This window comes from Achromobacter sp. Root170 (assembly GCF_001428165.1).
GTDB lineage: Bacteria > Pseudomonadota > Gammaproteobacteria > Burkholderiales > Burkholderiaceae_B > Achromobacter > Achromobacter mucicolens.
The window spans coordinates 448,009-464,642 of the sequence record NZ_LMHN01000016.1; the positions used below are offsets into that span (position 1 = coordinate 448,009).

Genomic DNA, 16,634 nt, shown 5'->3' on the forward strand with positions numbered 1-16,634 from the left:
TCAAACGTCGGCGCTCAGGGGTTCTGCTTGATGCCGGCGGTCTGGATCAGCCGCACCCATTTGTCGCGATCGGCCTGGTAGTAGCGGGTGAACGCCGCCGGGCTGTCGTCCGACAGCGCATAGCCCTGCGCCTGCAGCTTCTCGCGCACATCCGGCAGGCGCAGCACGCGGCGCACTTCCGCGTTCAGTGCGTTGACGACGTCGGGCGGCGTGGCGGCGGGGGCAAGCAGGCCAAGCCAGGTCGCGACCTCGTAGTCCTTGAGGCCCGCTTCGGCCGTTGTAGGTAACTGCGGCGCGAAGCTGACGCGCGCGTTGCTCGTCACGGCCAGGGCGCGCAGGCGCTGGTCCTTCATGTAGGGCAGGGCCGTCGAGGCATTGGCGAACATGAACGGCAGGCGGCCTGCCAGCATTTCAGTGATGCAGGCTTGTTCGCCGGCAAACGGGATGCTGTGCAGTTCGATTCCCGCGGTCTGGGCAAACAGCACGGCCGCCATGTAGGGCGAGGTGCCGATGCCGCCCGAACAGAAATCGATCTCGCCCGGCGCGGCCTTGGCCTGCGCGATGAGTTCCTGGACGGAGTTGGCGCGTAGTTTCGGCCCGGCCAGCAGCACCTGCGGCGCGCTGCCCACCAACGCCACACCGGTGAAATCCTTCATGGGGTCGAACGTCGTCACGTTCTGCAGCGTGGGCGCGACCGCGACCGTCGTCTGGCTGGCGAGCAAGAGGGTGTTGCCATCGGGCCGCGCGCGGGCCACATAGGCGGCCGCGATCATGGAAGCGGCGCCGTTCTTGTTTTCGACCATCACGGCTCGCCCGCCCACCTGCATGTGCTGCGCCACGATGCGGGCCACGGTGTCGGGCGCGCCACCCGGCGGGGCGCCGACGACGATCCGGATCGTGCCCCCGGCCGGGGTGTCGGACAGGGCGGGGGCCACGAAAGCCAGCAACGCGCTGCCAAGCAGCGGTGCAAGCAATCTGGCCAGCAGCCTGCGTGGGTGAGCGCCAGGTCTCGTCTGCATCGTTGTCTCCTCGCGGTATTGCCGTGCGCCGCATCGAAGCGGCGCCGGCTGTTGTGATGTGGAGCCAGTGTCCGGCAGGCGGATTGATATAGTCAAATATATATATTTAGTCATCTCATACATGAATATGTATGAACAACGGGGCTTGCATGAATAAACGCGAGATGGCGCTGTTTGAAGCGGTGGGGCGAACCGGTTCCGTCACCTTGGCGGCTGCGGCCACCGGGATGTCGCAGCCCGCGGCCAGCGCGATGCTGAAGTCGCTGGAAGACAAGTTGGGCTTTGCGCTGTTCAGCCGCGAGAAACGCCGGCTGGCGCTGACCGCCGAGGCCCGCATGTTGCTGCCGGAGATCGTTCATGCGCTTGCGGCGATGGACAACGCCGAACGGGTGGCGGCCAGCATGCGGGGCGGGGCGCAGGCGAGGCTGGGCGTGGGGGCGGTGGCGGCCGTGGGCGCGAGCATCCTGCCCGGTGCGATGGCGTGGTTGCAAGCCCGCGAGCCCGGCGTGCGCGTCAGCGTGCGTACGGACATGACGCTGGGCGTGGCGGGGCTGGCGGCCGATCAGCGTATCGATATCGGCATCGTGATCGGCTCGGCCGCGCTGCCGAACGTGGGTCAGCGCACACTGGCGCGGTTGACCCTGCAGGCAGTGATGCCGGCCGGCCACGCGCTGGCGGATCGCCGTCGTCTCGCCTTGTCCGATCTGGCGGACATCCCCTATATCTCGCTCAGTCGCCACTTGCAGGTGGGGGCGCTTACGGCGCGGCAGTTCGAGCAGGAGCGGCTGCCCTTTCTGCCCGTGATCGAGGTGAATCAGTACTCGGCCGCCTGCGCTTTCGCGGAACGCGGCCTGGGCGTGGCCATCCTCGATAGCATGAGCGGCCTGTACGCGCGTCGGCATGGGCTGAACGTCGTACCCGTCGATGTGGAAGGCGGTCTTGACCTTTCCATCGTATGGCCCCTGAACCGGGGACTGGGGCGCGTGGCGCGGCAGCTGGAGGCCGGGCTGGAGCACGAACTGTCACAGACCGGCGAATAGGAAAGCCTGGCCTGCGGCCGGCAAGCTAGGGTTATCCGGGATTCTTTATGCTTAAACTTTTGTGAAGAATGAGCGGCACATGCGGGGCCGCCGCCGCGATGCGCAATCAGGGCGGTTCACGGTGGTGCGGCGCGTGACGCACCGGGCGCACGATCGCGGGGTAGAGCCCCCTTAAGGAGAATTGCATGCTGCTGCGTAGACGTTGTCTGGCCGTGATGATGCTGGCGTTGACGGGTTGGACGACGGGCAGCCATGCACAAACATCGTCTGCGGCGTGGCCCACCAAGCCCGTTCGTCTGGTCGTGGGGCTGGCGCCCGGCGGGCTGGTCGACGTGCTGGCCCGCACCGTGCAGCCGCACTTGGCCGAGGCCTTGAAGCAGACCGTCATCGTGGAAAACCGGGGCGGTGCGGGCGGCAATCTGGCGGGGGCCGAAGTGGTCCGCAACGGCCGCGACAACCATACCTTCCTGCTCAATCCGTCGACGACTGAATCGGTCAACCCGCTGATGTTCGCCAACATGCCGTTCGACCCGCAACGGGACTTGAGGCCGGTCGCCCTGCTGGCCAACAGCCAGTTGTTCCTGTTTGTCCGGTCCTCGCTTGGCGTCAATACGCTCGAAGAGTTCGTGGAATACGCGCGCAAGCGGCCCGATCCTTTGAATTATGGGTCGGCCGGCAACGGCACGACGCCGCATCTGGCCGGCGAGCTGCTCAAGCAGGCCACGGGCATGCAGGCCACCCACGCGCCGTATCGCGGCGTGGCGCCGGCGATACAGGACCTGGCCGCGGGCCAGATCGATTTCGCGTTTGGACCCGCCACCGTCTTTCCCATGGTGCAGGCGGGCAAATTGAAGGTGCTGGCGGTGGCAAGCCGGCAACGCGCGGCCGTGGCGCCCGACATCCGGACCTTCACTGAGGCCGGCATTGACGGTGTGTTCGCGGACAGCCTGTTCGGCGTGTATGCGGCCGCGGGCACCCGCGATGATGTGGTCGAAAGCATGAACGCCGAGATCAACAAGGTGCTGGCGCGGCCGGATATCAAGGCGCGCTTCCTGGATGCGGGCGCCGAGGCGATACCGCTGAGCGTGGCCGACTACGCCACGCGCGTGCAGGACGAAAAGAAATTATTCGCGCCGTTGATGAAATCGTTGGGGCTGAAGGAGCAGTAGACGGCACGGCGATAAATGCTCCGCCCGCTACGTTTCCCCGGCCCGGTTCCCGAGAATGGACTCCACGCGGCGCGCATGCTGCAGCAGCTTGGGATCTTCCTTCTGGAAGCCAACGAGCTGCACGGCAAGGGGCAAACCTTCCGGACTGCGTCCGACCGGCAGTGAAATCGAGGGATTGTGCAGCAATGACCACGCGCGGATGAACACCGAACTGCCCGTGCTTTCGGCGGGCGTGGCCACGCCCAACGTGGCAGGCATGATAATGGCGTCCACGTCGCGGGCAATGTCATAGAACGCCCGCCGGCACTTGTCGGCGGCGTCCAATGCGGCTGCATAGTCGGCGTCGGTGTACGTGTCGCCCAGGGCCAGGTAGGCAAGCAGCTCGGGGTCGCATAATGCGGCGTGATCGCGGCGGATATGCGCGTATTCGCGCGCTAAATCGTAGGCCATGATGACATCCTGAATGTCGCCGATTTCTTCATAGGCCGCAGGCATGGACAAGACCTGCAATGAAACGCCCGCGGCCGTCTGCCGGCTCAGGCATTCCTCGAAGACGGCTTGCGCCGCGGGTTCGGCTTCGGGCCAGGCGCGGGGACGCCACACGCCAAGGCGCAGCGCGTTACCGCTTTCCAGCGACGGTGCAAAGCGCGGATCGCCCACGAACGCATGCATGAAGAGCTGCGCATCTTCCACGGACCTGCAAAGCGGACCGATCACATCGAGCGGCCGCGAATAACTTCGGATGCCGACATACGGGATGGCGTCAAGCGTGGGCTTGAATCCGACGGCGCCGCTGAAGGAAGCGGGCCGCAAGATGGAGCCGGCGGTCTGGGTGCCGATGGACAAGGGGGCCATGAAGTCTGCCACGGCCGCGCCCGAACCCGCGGAGGAGGCGGCCGGGCTACGGGTCAGGTCGTGGGGGTTGCGGCACGGACCGGGCAGCATGATCGCGTGGCGAGACACGGTGTTCTTGCCCAGCAGCACGAACCCTTGTTCTCGCGCGCGCGTCACCACCGGCGCGTCCTGCGTAGGCTGACGCCCAGTGAAGATCTCGGGTTCGCCCAGTTCGGTGGGCATGTCCGCGGTGTCGATGGTGTCTTTAATGCCGATCGGCGCACCCTCGTATCGAGTGCGGCGGCCGCGCCGGTCGATGGCGCGCGCTTGCGCCAACGCGGCTTCGCCCGCCACGTGCACCCACGCCTTGACATCCTGGTTGCGCTGAGCAATTCGTTCCAGGCAAGCCTGCGCCCAGGCTTCGGCGCTGAGCGTGCCCTTGTCCAGGGCGCGCAGCCCCTCTGCCAGGGTAAGGTGGGCGCGCTCCGAGGGTGCAGGGCGTCCGGGCGCCTTGGTTGCGGTCATACGGGTTCTCCTTGGGAGTCGTGACGGTGCCCGATGTAGAGTTCCGCCATTTCTTCATTTGCGAGCAGGTTGGGGCCGGTATCGGTCAAGACAATGCGGCCGGAATCCAGGATGTATCCGCGGTCGCTGAAAGCCAGCGCCTGGCGGGCCCGCTGTTCGACCATCAGCACCGCGATATCCAACTGGGGCAGGCGTTGCACTTCCTCGAACACCTGGGAAGTCAGCGCGGGCGACAATGCCGCGGACGGCTCGTCGAGCAGCACCATGCGAGGGGAAGGCATCAACGCGCGAGCAAACGCCAATTGCTGGCGTTCGCCGCCGGAAAGATTGGCGGCGTGGGTGCGGCGCCGCTGCGCCAACGCCGGGAAGAGTTCAAACATTTCCTCGGTGCGTCGACGGGCATCGCTGACGTGTTCGACGACCTGAAGGTTCTCCAGCACGGTGAGCTCGCCGAACACGTTCTGCACTTGCGGCACGTAAGAGATGCCCAGGCGCACGCGATCTTCCACGGCGGCCCGGCGCAGGTCGTTCCCGTCGAAGGTGATCGACCCCGACAGCCGCGGCAGCAGGCCCATGACGGCTTTGATGACCGTGGACTTGCCGGCCCCGTTCGTGCCAGCGATCGTGACGATCTCGCGCGGCTTCACATGAAGGTCGATGCCACTGACGATATCGACGTCTCCATAGCCTGCGGCCATGTTTTCTATGGTGAGGATCGGTGCGGCGGCATTGGTTACGTTCATATCACACCCCCCATGTAAGCTTCGCGAACCGCGTCCTGGGAGAGCACGTCCCGCGGCTTTCCCTCTGCAATGACCTTGCCGCGGTCCATCACATACATGCGAGGCACGATGCGCGAAAGTTCTTCGAGGTTGTGCTCGATGATCAGCACGCTCATGCCGCGTTCGTTCAACGCCACGATGCGTTCTGACAACTCGCCGATCAGCACCGGATTGACGCCAGCGAAAGGCTCGTCAAGCATGATGCAGCGAGGCTCCAGCATGAGCAGCCGTCCTAGCTCCAGCAGCTTCTTTTGTCCGCCGGAAAGTTTGCCTGCCTGGGTGTCCGCGACCCGCGATAGATTAAGAAATTGCAGCAAGTCGCGGGCACGTTCGGCCACCTGTTCCTCTTCCCGTTGCACTTTCCCCGGATTGAAGAAGATCGACAGCAACTTCTCGCCCTGCGCGTCTGGCGCAGCCGCCATCATGTTGGCCATGACGGTGAGCTGAGAGAATTCCCGCGGCACCTGGAATGTGCGCGCCAGGCCTTGGCGCACGCGGGTGTGCACGGCCATGTGAGAGATGTCGCGGCCGTCGAACTGGACGACGCCAGCCCGGCTGGGGACATACCCCGTGATTACCGAGAACAGCGTGCTCTTTCCCGCGCCATTCGTGCCGATCAGGCCCAGAAGTTCGCCCTGGTTCAGGTCCAGGCTGACATTGTCCAAGGCGAGCATTCCGCCGAACCCGGCGCTAACGTTTCTGACAGTCAAAAGGCTCATGTCGACTTCCCCGCCTTTGTTCCCAAGATCCCTTGCGGCCGATACAGCACGATAAGAATCAATGCCATGCCGATGACCCAGATTCGCACGCTGGCCATCTGCACTTCGGAGATGCCGCCCACGAAGTCCCGGACGAAGCGAGACCCCTCAAGAAAGCCGACCATGATGACGGTGCCCAAGGCGACACCGAGCAGGCGGTTGGCGCCTCCGACAAAGATGGCGATCCAGATATAGAAGGTAATGAGCGGAACGAACTGCTCGGGGCTCAGGAACGTGAGGTAGTGCGCTTGAAAGGCGCCCGCAAGACCCGCCAGGCCTGCGCCCAGCATGAGCGAGCGGGTCTTGAAGCGAGCCGGGTCCTTGCCCAGCGCCCTTACCGCGACTTCGTTGTCGCGAACCGCTTCAATGACCCGTCCGAACGGGCTTTTGACGACGCGCGTGACCAACCAGAACACCGCCCCGTTGACGGCGAGCAAGGTCAACATGATGGCCAGATCGATCTGGCCGGCGGGGATCCAACCTTCATACATACGGGGTATGCCCGGCAGACCGTGCATGCCTCGAGTCAGCCATTCCTCGCTCTGGAGCATCATCCGGACGGACTCCGAGAACCCGAGCGTCACGATGGCCAGATAATCGCTTCCCAGCCGTAAGGCGACGATCCCCAGCGGCCAGGCCGCCAGTGCGGTGAGCAGCGTTGCGCCCACCATCGCCAAGGGGATGGGTACCCCCTGAAGCGCGAGCAGCGCAGAGGTGTAGGAACCGATGGCAAAAAAGCCGACATGCCCGAAGTTGACCAGGCCCGTGAAGCCATAGTGCAGCGACAGACCCAGAGCCATCAGCATGTAGATAAGAATGCCGATGGAGATTGCAATCAAATAGGATTCCATCTCTCTTTACCTCGCCATGATCGGGCGGCCAAACAGACCCTGCGGCCGGAACAACAACAGCACCAGCAAGACCAGGAAGGCGATGACAATCTTGTAGGAGGGGCCAACGTAAAGGGTGGCGATTTCCTGCGAGATCCCGAATATCAGGGAACCGACGACGGCCCCGATGGGATTGCCAATGCCGCCCAGGATCACTGCTGCGAACATCGGCATCAATAGCTCGAATCCGAGTTCGGGGACGACCACTGCCTTGATGGCCAGCAGAACCCCGCCCAGCCCGCAGAAGAAGCCGCTCAACAGCCACAGATAAAGCATGACCCGCCGTGAGCGGATGCCGCTGGCGGCGGCGAGGTCTGGGTTGTCGGCCACCGCCCGCATGCGCCGTCCCAGTGGCGTGGCATGCAGAATCACAAACGCGATCCCCAACGCACCGATGGCCGTAAGCAGGATGTAGACGTCCATGGGCAGGATGCGAATGCCATGCCAGTTCCACGCACGCATGATCCGGCCCATTTCCAGGTTGTACTGGTCCTGGCCCGCGAAAAAGGTGATCGTCGTGCGTACGACGAACGCCACGCCCAGCGAGGCGATCAGACGCGCCACGTTGGAGCGTTTAGCAAGCGCCCGGAAGACCCACAGATAGAAAAATACGGCGATCAGTGCGGTCACCACGCTGGCGCTTACCACGGCAAGCACGAGTGAGCTGCCGATCCACGCCTGGGTGGCGACGGCTGTGTACGCGCCAAGCGTCATGTAGTCGCCCGTCGCCGCGTTGGGAAAGCGCGATATGCCAAACACCATGGTGATCGCCAGGATTGGCAGTGACAACAAGGTGCCTAGCACGATGCCATTGATGACGGCGTTCAAGATCGGGATGAGTTCCATCGTTGCTCCGCTTCAACGCGTACCCGGCACGGTCTCTTTCAGTACCAGTTTGCCGTTTTCGATTTCCGATACGCCGAAATCCGGCACGGTCTCGCCATGCGCGCCGAACTCCAGGTTTGACGATGCGCCGTCGTAGTCCACCGCCTTGCCGGCGCGGATGAGATCACGGCCCTGCGCAAACGAAGAGATCTTTTCCCCGCCATGCCGGGTGACCGCCTTGACCTGGCCGTTGATGGCGGCGATGTCGGCTGTCGGTCCGGCGGCTTCGATGGCCAGGGCCAGCGCAATGACCATGTCGTAGCTTTGGGCGGCAAACACATCGGGATCGTGCTTGACCTTGGCGCGGAACCGCTCGGAGAAGCTCTTGTAAGCCGGGTTTCCGCTTGCCGCGACGTTGGAAATCGAGATGATGCCCTCGGTGACCTCCTTGCCCAGCGCCTTGACCAGCGCTTCGTTGGCGGTCCAGCCCGGCATGATGAACTTGCAGTCCTGACCGGTCTGGTACCACTCGCGCAGCAAAATCGTTGCGTCGGGGCGATACGAGCCCATTGCGATCACATCCGGTTTCGTTGCAAGGACGCGGTTCAATTCGGTTCGGTAGGTGGTCTGATTGGGTTCGTAGATCACCATGCTGCTGACCTTGCCGCCGTCTTTCTCCCACGTCTCTTTGAAATAGTTGGCCAGCCCAACAAAGGTGGAGTTGTTGAAGGCCATGACTGCCGGGCGCTTGAAGCCGCGCTGGCGTGCCACTTCAGCAAAGGCGCGTCCAAAGACCGCGTTCGATGCCTGGAACATCCAGGCAAGGCCTTTGCGGTTCTCCGTCAGCATTTCAGGGGCGCCGCAGGTGTTCATCATGATGAGACCGGCGTTGTTGGTGATGGGCATGACAGCCAGACCCACCGAGGAGGGCCAAATTCCGACCACCGCCTGGACCTGATTCACCTCGATCAGCTTTTTCGCCGCGAGGACTGCAGCGTCGGGCTTGGTCTGATCATCTTCGGCGAAAAGCTGCAGCTGACGCCCGGCGGCGCCGCCTGCGGCGTTCACCTCGTCGACAGCCAGTCGAATGGCTTCGAGCATCGGCACCCCATACGGGCCGCCCACGCCGGTGATGGAATTGAGCGCGCCGATGCGAAATGGCTGCCCCGCGGGCGCGGCGCGCAGGCTCCAGGGGGCCAGGCTTGCGCCAGCCAGCACCAGGCCAACCGATAAAAAGTCGCGGCGGGACGTGTTCTTGGGTTGCTGCGTTTTCATATTCGTTCCTTGATTTCGCGTGAGACGCGATTCTTCACTTCGAATATGCCGGCTGACTGCCCGGCCCCTTGACTGCTTTTTTTTGTGCTGTGGAGATATCTGCTTCTTTACTGAACGATGCCGTGTTCGCGCCATTGCGCGATAGTTTCTGGCGACGCGCCAAAGCGAAGCAGGACTTCGTCAGTGTGCTCGCCGTGCAGGGGCGCAGCCCGCCTGATCTGGCCCGGTGTACGAGAAAATTTAGTGGGTATGCCGACCGTTTTCATGCGGCCGAGCTTTGGGTGGTCCAGTTCTTGAACCATGCCGCGAGCCGCATAATGCGGATCCTGCATCGCCTGGTGGAAATCGTTGATGGGGCCGCACGGCACTTGGGCCTTTTCGCATCGGGCGATCCAGCTAGCCGCGTCGGCGCGCGCGAATTCGGCTTCCAGCAGTGGCTCCAGTTCGGCGATGTTGTCCAGACGGTCGCTATTGGTCAGGAATCTCGGGTCGTGGATCAGCTCCGGGCGACCCAGGACGTCGGTGCAGAGCTTTTCCCAGGTGCGTTGGTTCGCGGCGCCAATGACGATGTAGCCGTCGCCGGTGCTAAAGGCTTGATAGGGTGCGGACACGCGGTGGCGGCTTCCGGTAGCCTTGGGTACCGTGCCTTCCGAGAAGTAGGCCGCGGCCTCCCAGATAAACCAGGGCAGTCCACATTCCGCGAGCGAGATGTCGATGTGCTGGCCTTCGCCGGTGCGCTGCTGGTGAATGCAGGCGGCAAGGATGGCGTAGGTAGCGGTCAGTCCGGCGCCTACGTCATAGATGGCGATACCCGACTTGAGGGGGCGTCCGTCTGGCTCGCCGGTCATGCTCATGATGCCAGTCATGCCCTGCGCCACCAGGTCAAATCCCCCCTTGCCCGCATACGGCCCGGTCTGCCCATAGCCCGAGATCGAGCAATAGACCAAGCGGGGATTGATGGCGCTGAGCGTTTCGTAGTCAAGCCCCAGCGCGGAGGCGACGCCGACGCGGTAGTTCTCGATCAGCACATCGGCCCACCGCACCATTTCCAGCACGGTTTCGCGAAGTTCCGGTCGCTTGAGGTTGAGGGAAATGCCCAGCTTGTTGCGGTTGATCTGGGCAAAGCAGCTCGATTCTCCGTTTACATAGGGCCCCATTTCTCGGGAATCGTCGCCCGCGCCAGGCTTTTCGATCTTGATGACTTCGGCGCCCAGATCCGCCAGAACCATGGTGCAGTACGGCCCGGCCATGATTTGGGACAGGTCCAGAATTTTGATGCCTTCCAGCGGCATCGCGGCAGTGTTCTGCTTCATGTCTTTCCTTTCAGCGACCTGCAAAGACAGGCTTTTCCTTTTTCAGGAAGGCGCGCTGCCCGTTGCGGTAATCCTCGGTGTCAAAGCAGGCATAGGCCTGAGCCAGTTCGTGTTCGGCCAGTTCGCCGCCAGCTTGCAAGCGACGCACGAATTGTTTGTGCCAGCGGTTGACCAGGGGAGCGCCCGCGGCGATACGCCCGGCAGCTTCGTAAGCTTCATCGCCAACCTTGTCGTCGTCCACCACTCTGGTGACGAGGCCCTTGTTCAGTGCCTCGTCTGCGCCAAAAACGGCGCCTTCGAGCAGTATTTCCAGCGTGCGCGTGCCACCGATGACGGCCAGCAGATCGGCCAGTTCCCGGTAGTCCAGGGTCAATCCGATGCGGTTGATCGGCACGCCAAATCGGGCGCCCCGGCCCGCAATGCGGATATCGCACATGGCCGCGATCTCCAGCCCGCCGCCCACGCACGCGCCTTCGATGCATGCGACCGTGGGATGCGGCGTGAGCTTGAGCCGGTCGGTCATGGCCAGCGTGAACTCGGCGTACTCTCGCGCCTGTTCCGCGCCGCTGCGGGTTTCGTCGAACCCGCCGATATCGCTACCGGCGCAGAAAGCGCCTGCCGCGCCGCGCACCACGATGCACCTGACGCTGTCATCGGCGTTGAGCGTGTCGAATGCATCACCAAACTCACGATACATGTCGAGCGTGAAGGCATTGCGCTTGGCAGGCCTGTCCATCAAGACGGTGACGATTCCGTTCTGGCCGCGGTCCAGTCGAATGCTCATCGCGCGTCCCCAAGGTGCAGCGTGGTGCCGTCGAGGACCAGCTTGCCGTCCAGCCAGAGTTGCGCATCGGTCACGATGGTGTCGTAGTGGGCGGCCGCCTTGACCGTTCCGCCGATGTAGGCGCTGGTGCCGAGCGCCAACTGGATGGACCCGTACACGCTTTCATCGGAAAGCATCGTTCCGTCCAGCTGGCAGCAGGGGTTCATGCCGACACCCAGTTCGCCCAGGTTGTAGACCAGGGGATCGTGGAACCCGGCAAGCAGATCCCGGAATTTGGCAGCCTCGGCCCCGCCCTCGATGGACACGGCCATGCCGCGCTCAAATGTGATGCGAACCGATTCGTCTCGGATCAGTGACACGCCGGGGATACTGGCGTTCACCACGATGACGCCTTCGGCTGTGCCTTCAACGGGGGCCAGACTGGATTCGAGGCAGTAACCCGCCGAGATGTCTTCCGTGTTCGCAAATCCATGCAGCGCACGGCCACGACGACCTGCAATGCTCATCGTTATGTCGGTACCCGCAGCGCTGGTGACCCGTGCCGTATCGGCGTGGGTGAGCGCATCAGCCAACCCCTGGATTTGCGGACGCAAGGCTTGAAAGTCGGCGTTCCAGCCTTCGGCCATAAAGAAATCCGGCAAATCCGATTCGGGCAAGACAATGACCCCGACGCCGGCGCGAGTCGCTTTTTGCCGCGCTTCGGTATGGGCGGCATTGGCGCGCGTCAGCGCAATGACCAGGTCCGCGCCGCACATGGCGTCGGCCACGATGGGCGAAAACGGGCGCCCATGCTGGCGGCTGCCAGGTATCTGCAGCATGTGGGGAATGGCGCCGCATTCGTTGATGGCGATGGCCAGCGGCTGGACATTCTGCTCGGTGTAGTAGTCGTACAGCACCAGCACATTCATGCCGGGGCGCGCGTCTCCCAACAGATGCACGACCTTACGCGCGTTGTCCAACTTCAATAGCGTATTCATGCGCGCACCTCGGCATTGATGGATTTTTCAAGGATGTCCAAACCACGCTGCAACTGCTCGGCACTCATGTTCAGCGGGCCAAGAAAGCGCAGCACGTTTCCATGAAAACCCGCCTTCACGAGGATCAGACCGGCTTCATATGCGCGCCGCACGATGCGCGCGGTGGCCTGGCCGTCCGGACGGTGGGTGGATTTGTCCGTGACGATTTCCACGGCGCGCATCGCGCCCAGCCCGCGCGCGTCCCCCACGATGGGAATGTCGCGTTTCCATGCGTCGAATCGCTCGGCCAATTGACGGCCCAGCGCCTCCGCGCGGCCGGCATAGTCGTCTCGTTCCATGACGGCGATTGCGGCCAGCGCCGCTGCGCAGGCCAGGGGATTGCCCGCGTAGGTCCCGCCCAGGCCGCCGACATCGGGCGCGTCCATGAGTTCGGCGCGGCCGACCACGGCGGCGATCGGCATGCCGCCGCCCATGGATTTGGCCAGGGTGTAGAGATCGGCGGTAATTCCGCTGTGCTCGATGGCGAACCAGCGGCCCGTGCGGCAAAAACCGGACTGGATCTCGTCGGCGATCAGGACGATGCCGTGGCTTGTGCAGAATTCGCGTAGCCGGCGCATGAAGCTGGCCGGCGCAGCGTGAAAGCCTCCCTCGCCTTGCACGGGTTCGATGATGACTGCGGCGACTTGTCGTGCGCCGATTTCGGTTTCGACCATGCGTTCGAAACGCTCAAAGGCCTGGCGAGCCGCGGTTTCTTCGTCGGCGCCAGTGCGATACACGTAGGGGAAGGGCGCCCTGTACACCTCGCTGGCAAGGGGTCCAAAGCCGGTTTTATAGGCGGGCGCCTTCGCAGTCAGGGCAAGGGCCATGTTGGTGCGCCCATGGAACGCGCCCTCAAATGCCACCACTGCCTGACGCCCCGTTGCGCGTCGGGCGATCTTTATTGCGTTCTCGACGGCCTCTGAGCCGGTGCTTTGCAGCATCACCTTCTTGGGCCAGTCGCCGGGCAGCCTTTTGACCAACATTTCGGCGAGGTCGATGTAGCCGGGGTACATGACGATGTTGAAGCAGGTATGCAGATAGTCGTCTGCCTGGCGCTTGACCGCGGCAACGACCTCCGGGTGCGCGTGGCCCACGTTCAACGTGCCGATGCCCCCCGCGAAATCCAGGTAGGTATTGCCGTCGAGGTCGACCACTTCGGACCCGCTTGCGCGGGCCGCAAAGATGGGCGCTCCATTGGCGACTCCGCGAGCGACAAGCGCGTCCCGCTTTATTTGGTACTGCTGGCAAATCGGGCCCGGCAGGGATGCAAGCACGGCTGAGGACAAGGCACTCTCCTTCGGAAATCGGCGTCAGGTGATGCGATGTGGGGTATCTTGCGCTGGCACAAATCATTGTGTCAATAAGAAAATACGAGCATGAGCGCAAGATTGTGCACAATCTTGAGTGCGATAAGAGTGCTATGATCGACGGCGTCAAAACCTTGTCTCGACCTGCTTAAAACATGGCCACTTCTCCGAAGAAACCAAAAGCGCAATCCGCCCCTGCAAAAGAGCGCAAAAGCATGCCGTCCACCCAGGTCGTCGTGTTGGATGTGCGACAGCGCATCGCTTCCCAAGCGTTGCTGCCGGGTTCGCGCCTGCCGGAAGAAGATCTCGTGAAGAACTACGGAATCCCGCGCGCCAAGGCCCGTGAGGTGCTGGCTACGCTGGAAGACCGCGGCCTGATCGAACGGGTTCCGAACAAGGGCGCGGTGGTGGTTCCCGTTGACATGGAAACCACCTATCGCCTCTACCAGGTCCGCGAGACGCTAGACAGCCTGTCCGTTCGCCTGGCCATGGAGAATGCTTCGGCAAGCGACTACGAAGCGCTTCAGCAGATGCTCGGTCAGCAGTTTGAAGACACGTTGAGGGACGGCGACATCGAGTCGCATGTCGACACCATCGTGCGGTTCCGTAATCGCGTGAACGAAATCGCCAACAACCCCGTGCTCAGCGATCTGATTGAACGAATTTACGAACGCATGCAAGTGACGATGCGCCGCGTGGCGTTGTTGCCTGGGCGCGCCGAGATGGGAATCAAGCAATACCGGACGCTGCTTGACGCCATGATTCGCAACGATGTGGACGAGGCGGATCGCTGTGTGCGCGAGCTGAACCAAAGCGCGCGCGAGTACATTCGCCGATACAAAGATTATTTGTAGGAAGTCGATGGGCGTTTGGCGTCCGGGTCAGGATGCGCGGCCGGAGATCCCGGCGCGCGTTCTGGATGCGGGCTAGCTGGTCCAAACGCCCAGTGCCTCATGCCGGTTGGCCTTTCCGAATCACCACCGCGTCCAGCGCCACCGCGCCCTGACCCTCGGGCAGCGCCAGCAAGGGATTGATCTCGACCGAGCTGAATTCCCCCGCTCGCGCATGCGCGAACCGGGATAGGGTGGCCAGCGCGTCGGCCAGGGCATCGACATCGCACGGAGGCGCCCCGCGCGCGCCCTGCAGCAGCGCGTATCCCTTGATCTCGCGAATCATGTCGAGGGCCTCATCGCGGCCAAAGGGCGCCAGCCGGAAGCTGACGTCTTTCAGCACCTCGACGAAAACGCCGCCCAGTCCGAACATGACCACGGGCCCGAACACGGGGTCGCAATGCACGCCAGCGATGCATTCCACGCCCTTGGGCGCCATGGGCGCGACGAGCACCCCCTCGACGCGGGCGTCGGGGCGATGCTGGCTTACCGCGGCCATGATGTCCACATAAGCGCGTCGCACCGCGTCCTCGCCCCGGATGCTGAGCTTGACGCCGCCCACGTCGCTTTTGTGCGTGATGTCTGGCGAGACCACTTTTAGGACGACAGGAATGTCCTGGCCCGCCGCGCGAAGGTCGCCGGCGGCACGCACGGCCGCGTCGGCGTCAACCGCCAGCGTGCTCGGGGAAGCCGGCATCCCGGCATCACGCAGCAGTTCCATGGCCTGGATTTCGGTATAGGTTTCGCGCAGCGGCGCATTGTCCGCACTGGCGGGGGCGGGATCCGCCTGCGTCGTTACGCGGCCGGAATGGGATGTCATTGCGGCCACCGCGGCGATCGTGCGGACGGCGGCGCTGGGATCCGGGAAGACCAGGCAGCCCAGCCGCTCCAGTTCGCGCCGCCGCGCTGGCGGGAACAGGGCGCTAATTGCAAGCGGCACGTCGGGATGGCGCGCCTGCATCTGCCGCGCGAAGGCTTCGAAGGTGGGCCACAGCGCTTCGGACGAGCCCGCGGCGGCCAGGAAGACAGCCAGGGCATCGTAGCGGCCATCGGCCAGCATGTCGTCGGCGGTGGCCAGCAGCAGCCCGGGTTCGGCGACGGCCTGGCCAGTGACGTCGACGGGATTGCGGCCGCTGGCAAACGGCACGCGTTCCAGCAGCCTGGCCTGCGCGTCCGCGGCCGGTTCGGGCAGCGTCAGCCCGCTGTCGGCGGCGTCGTCGGCCATCAGCGCGCCCACGCCGCCGGAAATGGTGAAGATGCCCAGGCGGCGGCCTTGCGGCGGGCGCTTCCAGGTGTCCAGCGCATAGCCCAGGTTGAAGAATTCCTCGATGGTGCGCGCGCGCAGGGCGCCGTACTGGCGGAACAGCGCGTCGTACACAGCGTCGTCGCCGGCAAGTGCCGCGGTGTGCGAGGCAGCGGCCTGCGCGCCGGCCTGGGTGCGGCCGATCTTGGTCACGACCACGGGCTTGCCGGCAGCGCGCGCCGCGGACAGCGCGCGGCGTAGCTTGGCGCCGTCGCGGCAGCCTTCCATGTAGGCCATGATGACGCGGGTATGCGTATCGCCGGCCAGCCATTCGATGCAGTCGGCAACGTCGATGTCGGCCTCGTTGCCGGTGCTGATCCAGTGCGACAGGCCCAAGCCGCGCTCGCGCGCCATGCGGTAGGCGTAGGCGCCGAACGCGCCGCTTTGCGTCACCATGCCGATGCCGCCGGCGGCGACGACACCGTTGGCGGGCGCGGGCGAGAACGTCGCGTAGACGTTGCGCCGCACATTCATGAAGCCCAGGCAATTCGGTCCCAGCAGCCGGATGCCGCGCTCGCGCGCGATGGCGCATAGCCGGTCCTGTTCGGCCGCGCCTTGCGCGCCGGTTTCGGAAAAGCCGGAGGTAAACACCACGGCCGCGCCTACCTGGCCGGGGCGGGCGCATTCAAGCGCCTGCGCGGCGTGGGCGGCGGGCACCGCCAGAATGGCCAGGTCGATGTCCGCGTCGAGCGCGTCCAGGCCGGGCACGGCAGGCAGGCCAGCGATGGTGTCCGCGCGCGGATTCACGGGGACGATGCGGCCGCCATAGCCGTGCTGCAGCAGCAGGCCGACGGGCATCGCGCCGATCTTGCCGGGCGTGGCCGACGCGCCGACGATGGCAATCCCTTGCGGATCGAAGAGGCGGGACAGGGAGGGGAGGGCAGACGGGTTCATGGATATCGGC

15 protein-coding genes are annotated in these 16,634 nt (G+C 64.1%); 3 read left to right on the forward strand and 12 right to left on the reverse strand.

Translation table 11 applies throughout. From position 1 onward, the window contains the following. Positions 1–14: 14 nt before the first annotated feature. Entirely contained in the window at positions 15–1,019 is a 1,005-nt protein-coding gene (locus ASD87_RS20025) for a tripartite tricarboxylate transporter substrate-binding protein (protein WP_160144413.1), read from the reverse strand. Between the two features lie 149 nt (positions 1,020–1,168). Between ASD87_RS20025 and ASD87_RS20030 the strand changes: the two genes are divergently transcribed. Beyond that, complete coding sequence (locus ASD87_RS20030; protein WP_162256800.1) at positions 1,169–2,059, forward strand: LysR family transcriptional regulator; 891 nt, start codon at positions 1,169–1,171, stop codon at positions 2,057–2,059. Positions 2,060–2,244: 185 nt separating this feature from the next. After that, positions 2,245–3,228, forward strand: coding sequence for a tripartite tricarboxylate transporter substrate binding protein (locus tag ASD87_RS20035; protein WP_056325578.1), 984 nt, complete (start codon positions 2,245–2,247; stop codon positions 3,226–3,228). Positions 3,229–3,255: 27 nt separating this feature from the next. Here the strand turns inward: ASD87_RS20035 and ASD87_RS20040 are convergent, their stop codons facing one another. From ASD87_RS20040 to gabT, 10 genes are all read right to left on the reverse strand, one after another. Beyond that, the gene (locus ASD87_RS20040; RefSeq protein ID WP_056325581.1) at positions 3,256–4,587 is read right to left on the reverse strand and encodes an amidase; all 1,332 of its coding nucleotides are present in this window, start codon (positions 4,585–4,587) and stop codon (positions 3,256–3,258) included. After that, on the reverse strand, positions 4,584–5,330 hold the full coding sequence (locus ASD87_RS20045; RefSeq protein ID WP_056325584.1) for an ABC transporter ATP-binding protein: 747 nt from the start codon (positions 5,328–5,330) through the stop codon (positions 4,584–4,586). Before ASD87_RS20045 ends, ASD87_RS20040 begins: the two co-directional genes overlap by 4 nt. After that, entirely contained in the window at positions 5,327–6,088 is a 762-nt protein-coding gene (locus tag ASD87_RS20050) for an ABC transporter ATP-binding protein (RefSeq protein WP_056325586.1), read from the reverse strand. The genes ASD87_RS20045 and ASD87_RS20050 overlap by 4 nt, the downstream gene beginning before the upstream one ends. Then, positions 6,085–6,978 (reverse strand): branched-chain amino acid ABC transporter permease, encoded by an 894-nt coding sequence (locus ASD87_RS20055; RefSeq protein ID WP_056325589.1) that lies wholly within the window; start codon positions 6,976–6,978, stop codon positions 6,085–6,087. Before ASD87_RS20055 ends, ASD87_RS20050 begins: the two co-directional genes overlap by 4 nt. Positions 6,979–6,984: 6 nt before the next feature. Continuing rightward, the gene (locus ASD87_RS20060; RefSeq protein ID WP_056325591.1) at positions 6,985–7,863 is read right to left on the reverse strand and encodes a branched-chain amino acid ABC transporter permease; all 879 of its coding nucleotides are present in this window, start codon (positions 7,861–7,863) and stop codon (positions 6,985–6,987) included. Positions 7,864–7,875: 12 nt separating this feature from the next. Next, the gene (locus ASD87_RS20065; RefSeq protein WP_056325593.1) at positions 7,876–9,117 is read right to left on the reverse strand and encodes an ABC transporter substrate-binding protein; all 1,242 of its coding nucleotides are present in this window, start codon (positions 9,115–9,117) and stop codon (positions 7,876–7,878) included. A gap of 107 nt (positions 9,118–9,224) precedes the next feature. Continuing rightward, positions 9,225–10,430: a CaiB/BaiF CoA-transferase family protein gene (locus ASD87_RS20070; RefSeq protein ID WP_056325596.1), complete on the reverse strand. Its 1,206-nt coding sequence runs from the start codon at positions 10,428–10,430 to the stop codon at positions 9,225–9,227. A gap of 10 nt (positions 10,431–10,440) precedes the next feature. Further along, a complete protein-coding gene (locus tag ASD87_RS20075) occupies positions 10,441–11,214 on the reverse strand; it encodes an enoyl-CoA hydratase/isomerase family protein (RefSeq protein WP_056325598.1) in 774 nt (257 codons plus the stop codon). After that, positions 11,211–12,191 carry an aminopeptidase gene (locus ASD87_RS20080; protein WP_056325601.1) on the reverse strand — a complete coding sequence of 327 codons (981 nt, stop codon included), beginning with the start codon at positions 12,189–12,191 and terminating at the stop codon, positions 11,211–11,213. Before ASD87_RS20080 ends, ASD87_RS20075 begins: the two co-directional genes overlap by 4 nt. Next, the gene (gabT, locus tag ASD87_RS20085) at positions 12,188–13,504 is read right to left on the reverse strand and encodes a 4-aminobutyrate--2-oxoglutarate transaminase (protein ID WP_235512777.1); all 1,317 of its coding nucleotides are present in this window, start codon (positions 13,502–13,504) and stop codon (positions 12,188–12,190) included. Before gabT ends, ASD87_RS20080 begins: the two co-directional genes overlap by 4 nt. 188 nt (positions 13,505–13,692) lie before the next feature. On the opposite strand from gabT, the gene ASD87_RS20090 reads away from it, so the two are divergent. After that, positions 13,693–14,391 carry a GntR family transcriptional regulator gene (locus ASD87_RS20090; RefSeq protein WP_056325603.1) on the forward strand — a complete coding sequence of 233 codons (699 nt, stop codon included), beginning with the start codon at positions 13,693–13,695 and terminating at the stop codon, positions 14,389–14,391. Positions 14,392–14,488: 97 nt separating this feature from the next. Here the strand turns inward: ASD87_RS20090 and ASD87_RS20095 are convergent, their stop codons facing one another. Next, a complete protein-coding gene (locus ASD87_RS20095) occupies positions 14,489–16,624 on the reverse strand; it encodes an acetate--CoA ligase family protein (protein WP_056325605.1) in 2,136 nt (711 codons plus the stop codon). Positions 16,625–16,634: the final 10 nt, after the last annotated feature.

Bases quoted from the DNA above. Each gene is read 5' to 3' on its own strand.
- ASD87_RS20060 (WP_056325591.1), bottom strand. From the start codon at position 7,863: ATGGAACTCATCCCGATCTTGAACGCCGTCATCAATGGCATCGTGCTA.
- ASD87_RS20035 (WP_056325578.1), top strand. From the start codon at position 2,245: ATGCTGCTGCGTAGACGTTGTCTGGCCGTGATGATGCTGGCGTTGACG.
- ASD87_RS20090 (WP_056325603.1), top strand. From the start codon at position 13,693: ATGGCCACTTCTCCGAAGAAACCAAAAGCGCAATCCGCCCCTGCAAAA.
- ASD87_RS20080 (WP_056325601.1), bottom strand. From the start codon at position 12,191: ATGAATACGCTATTGAAGTTGGACAACGCGCGTAAGGTCGTGCATCTG.
- ASD87_RS20050 (WP_056325586.1), bottom strand. From the start codon at position 6,088: ATGAGCCTTTTGACTGTCAGAAACGTTAGCGCCGGGTTCGGCGGAATG.
- ASD87_RS20040 (WP_056325581.1), bottom strand. From the start codon at position 4,587: ATGACCGCAACCAAGGCGCCCGGACGCCCTGCACCCTCGGAGCGCGCC.
- ASD87_RS20045 (WP_056325584.1), bottom strand. From the start codon at position 5,330: ATGAACGTAACCAATGCCGCCGCACCGATCCTCACCATAGAAAACATG.
- ASD87_RS20070 (WP_056325596.1), bottom strand. From the start codon at position 10,430: ATGAAGCAGAACACTGCCGCGATGCCGCTGGAAGGCATCAAAATTCTG.
- ASD87_RS20095 (WP_056325605.1), bottom strand. From the start codon at position 16,624: ATGAACCCGTCTGCCCTCCCCTCCCTGTCCCGCCTCTTCGATCCGCAA.
- ASD87_RS20025 (WP_160144413.1), bottom strand. From the start codon at position 1,019: ATGCAGACGAGACCTGGCGCTCACCCACGCAGGCTGCTGGCCAGATTG.
- ASD87_RS20055 (WP_056325589.1), bottom strand. From the start codon at position 6,978: ATGGAATCCTATTTGATTGCAATCTCCATCGGCATTCTTATCTACATG.
- ASD87_RS20065 (WP_056325593.1), bottom strand. From the start codon at position 9,117: ATGAAAACGCAGCAACCCAAGAACACGTCCCGCCGCGACTTTTTATCG.
- ASD87_RS20075 (WP_056325598.1), bottom strand. From the start codon at position 11,214: ATGAGCATTCGACTGGACCGCGGCCAGAACGGAATCGTCACCGTCTTG.
- ASD87_RS20030 (WP_162256800.1), top strand. From the start codon at position 1,169: ATGAATAAACGCGAGATGGCGCTGTTTGAAGCGGTGGGGCGAACCGGT.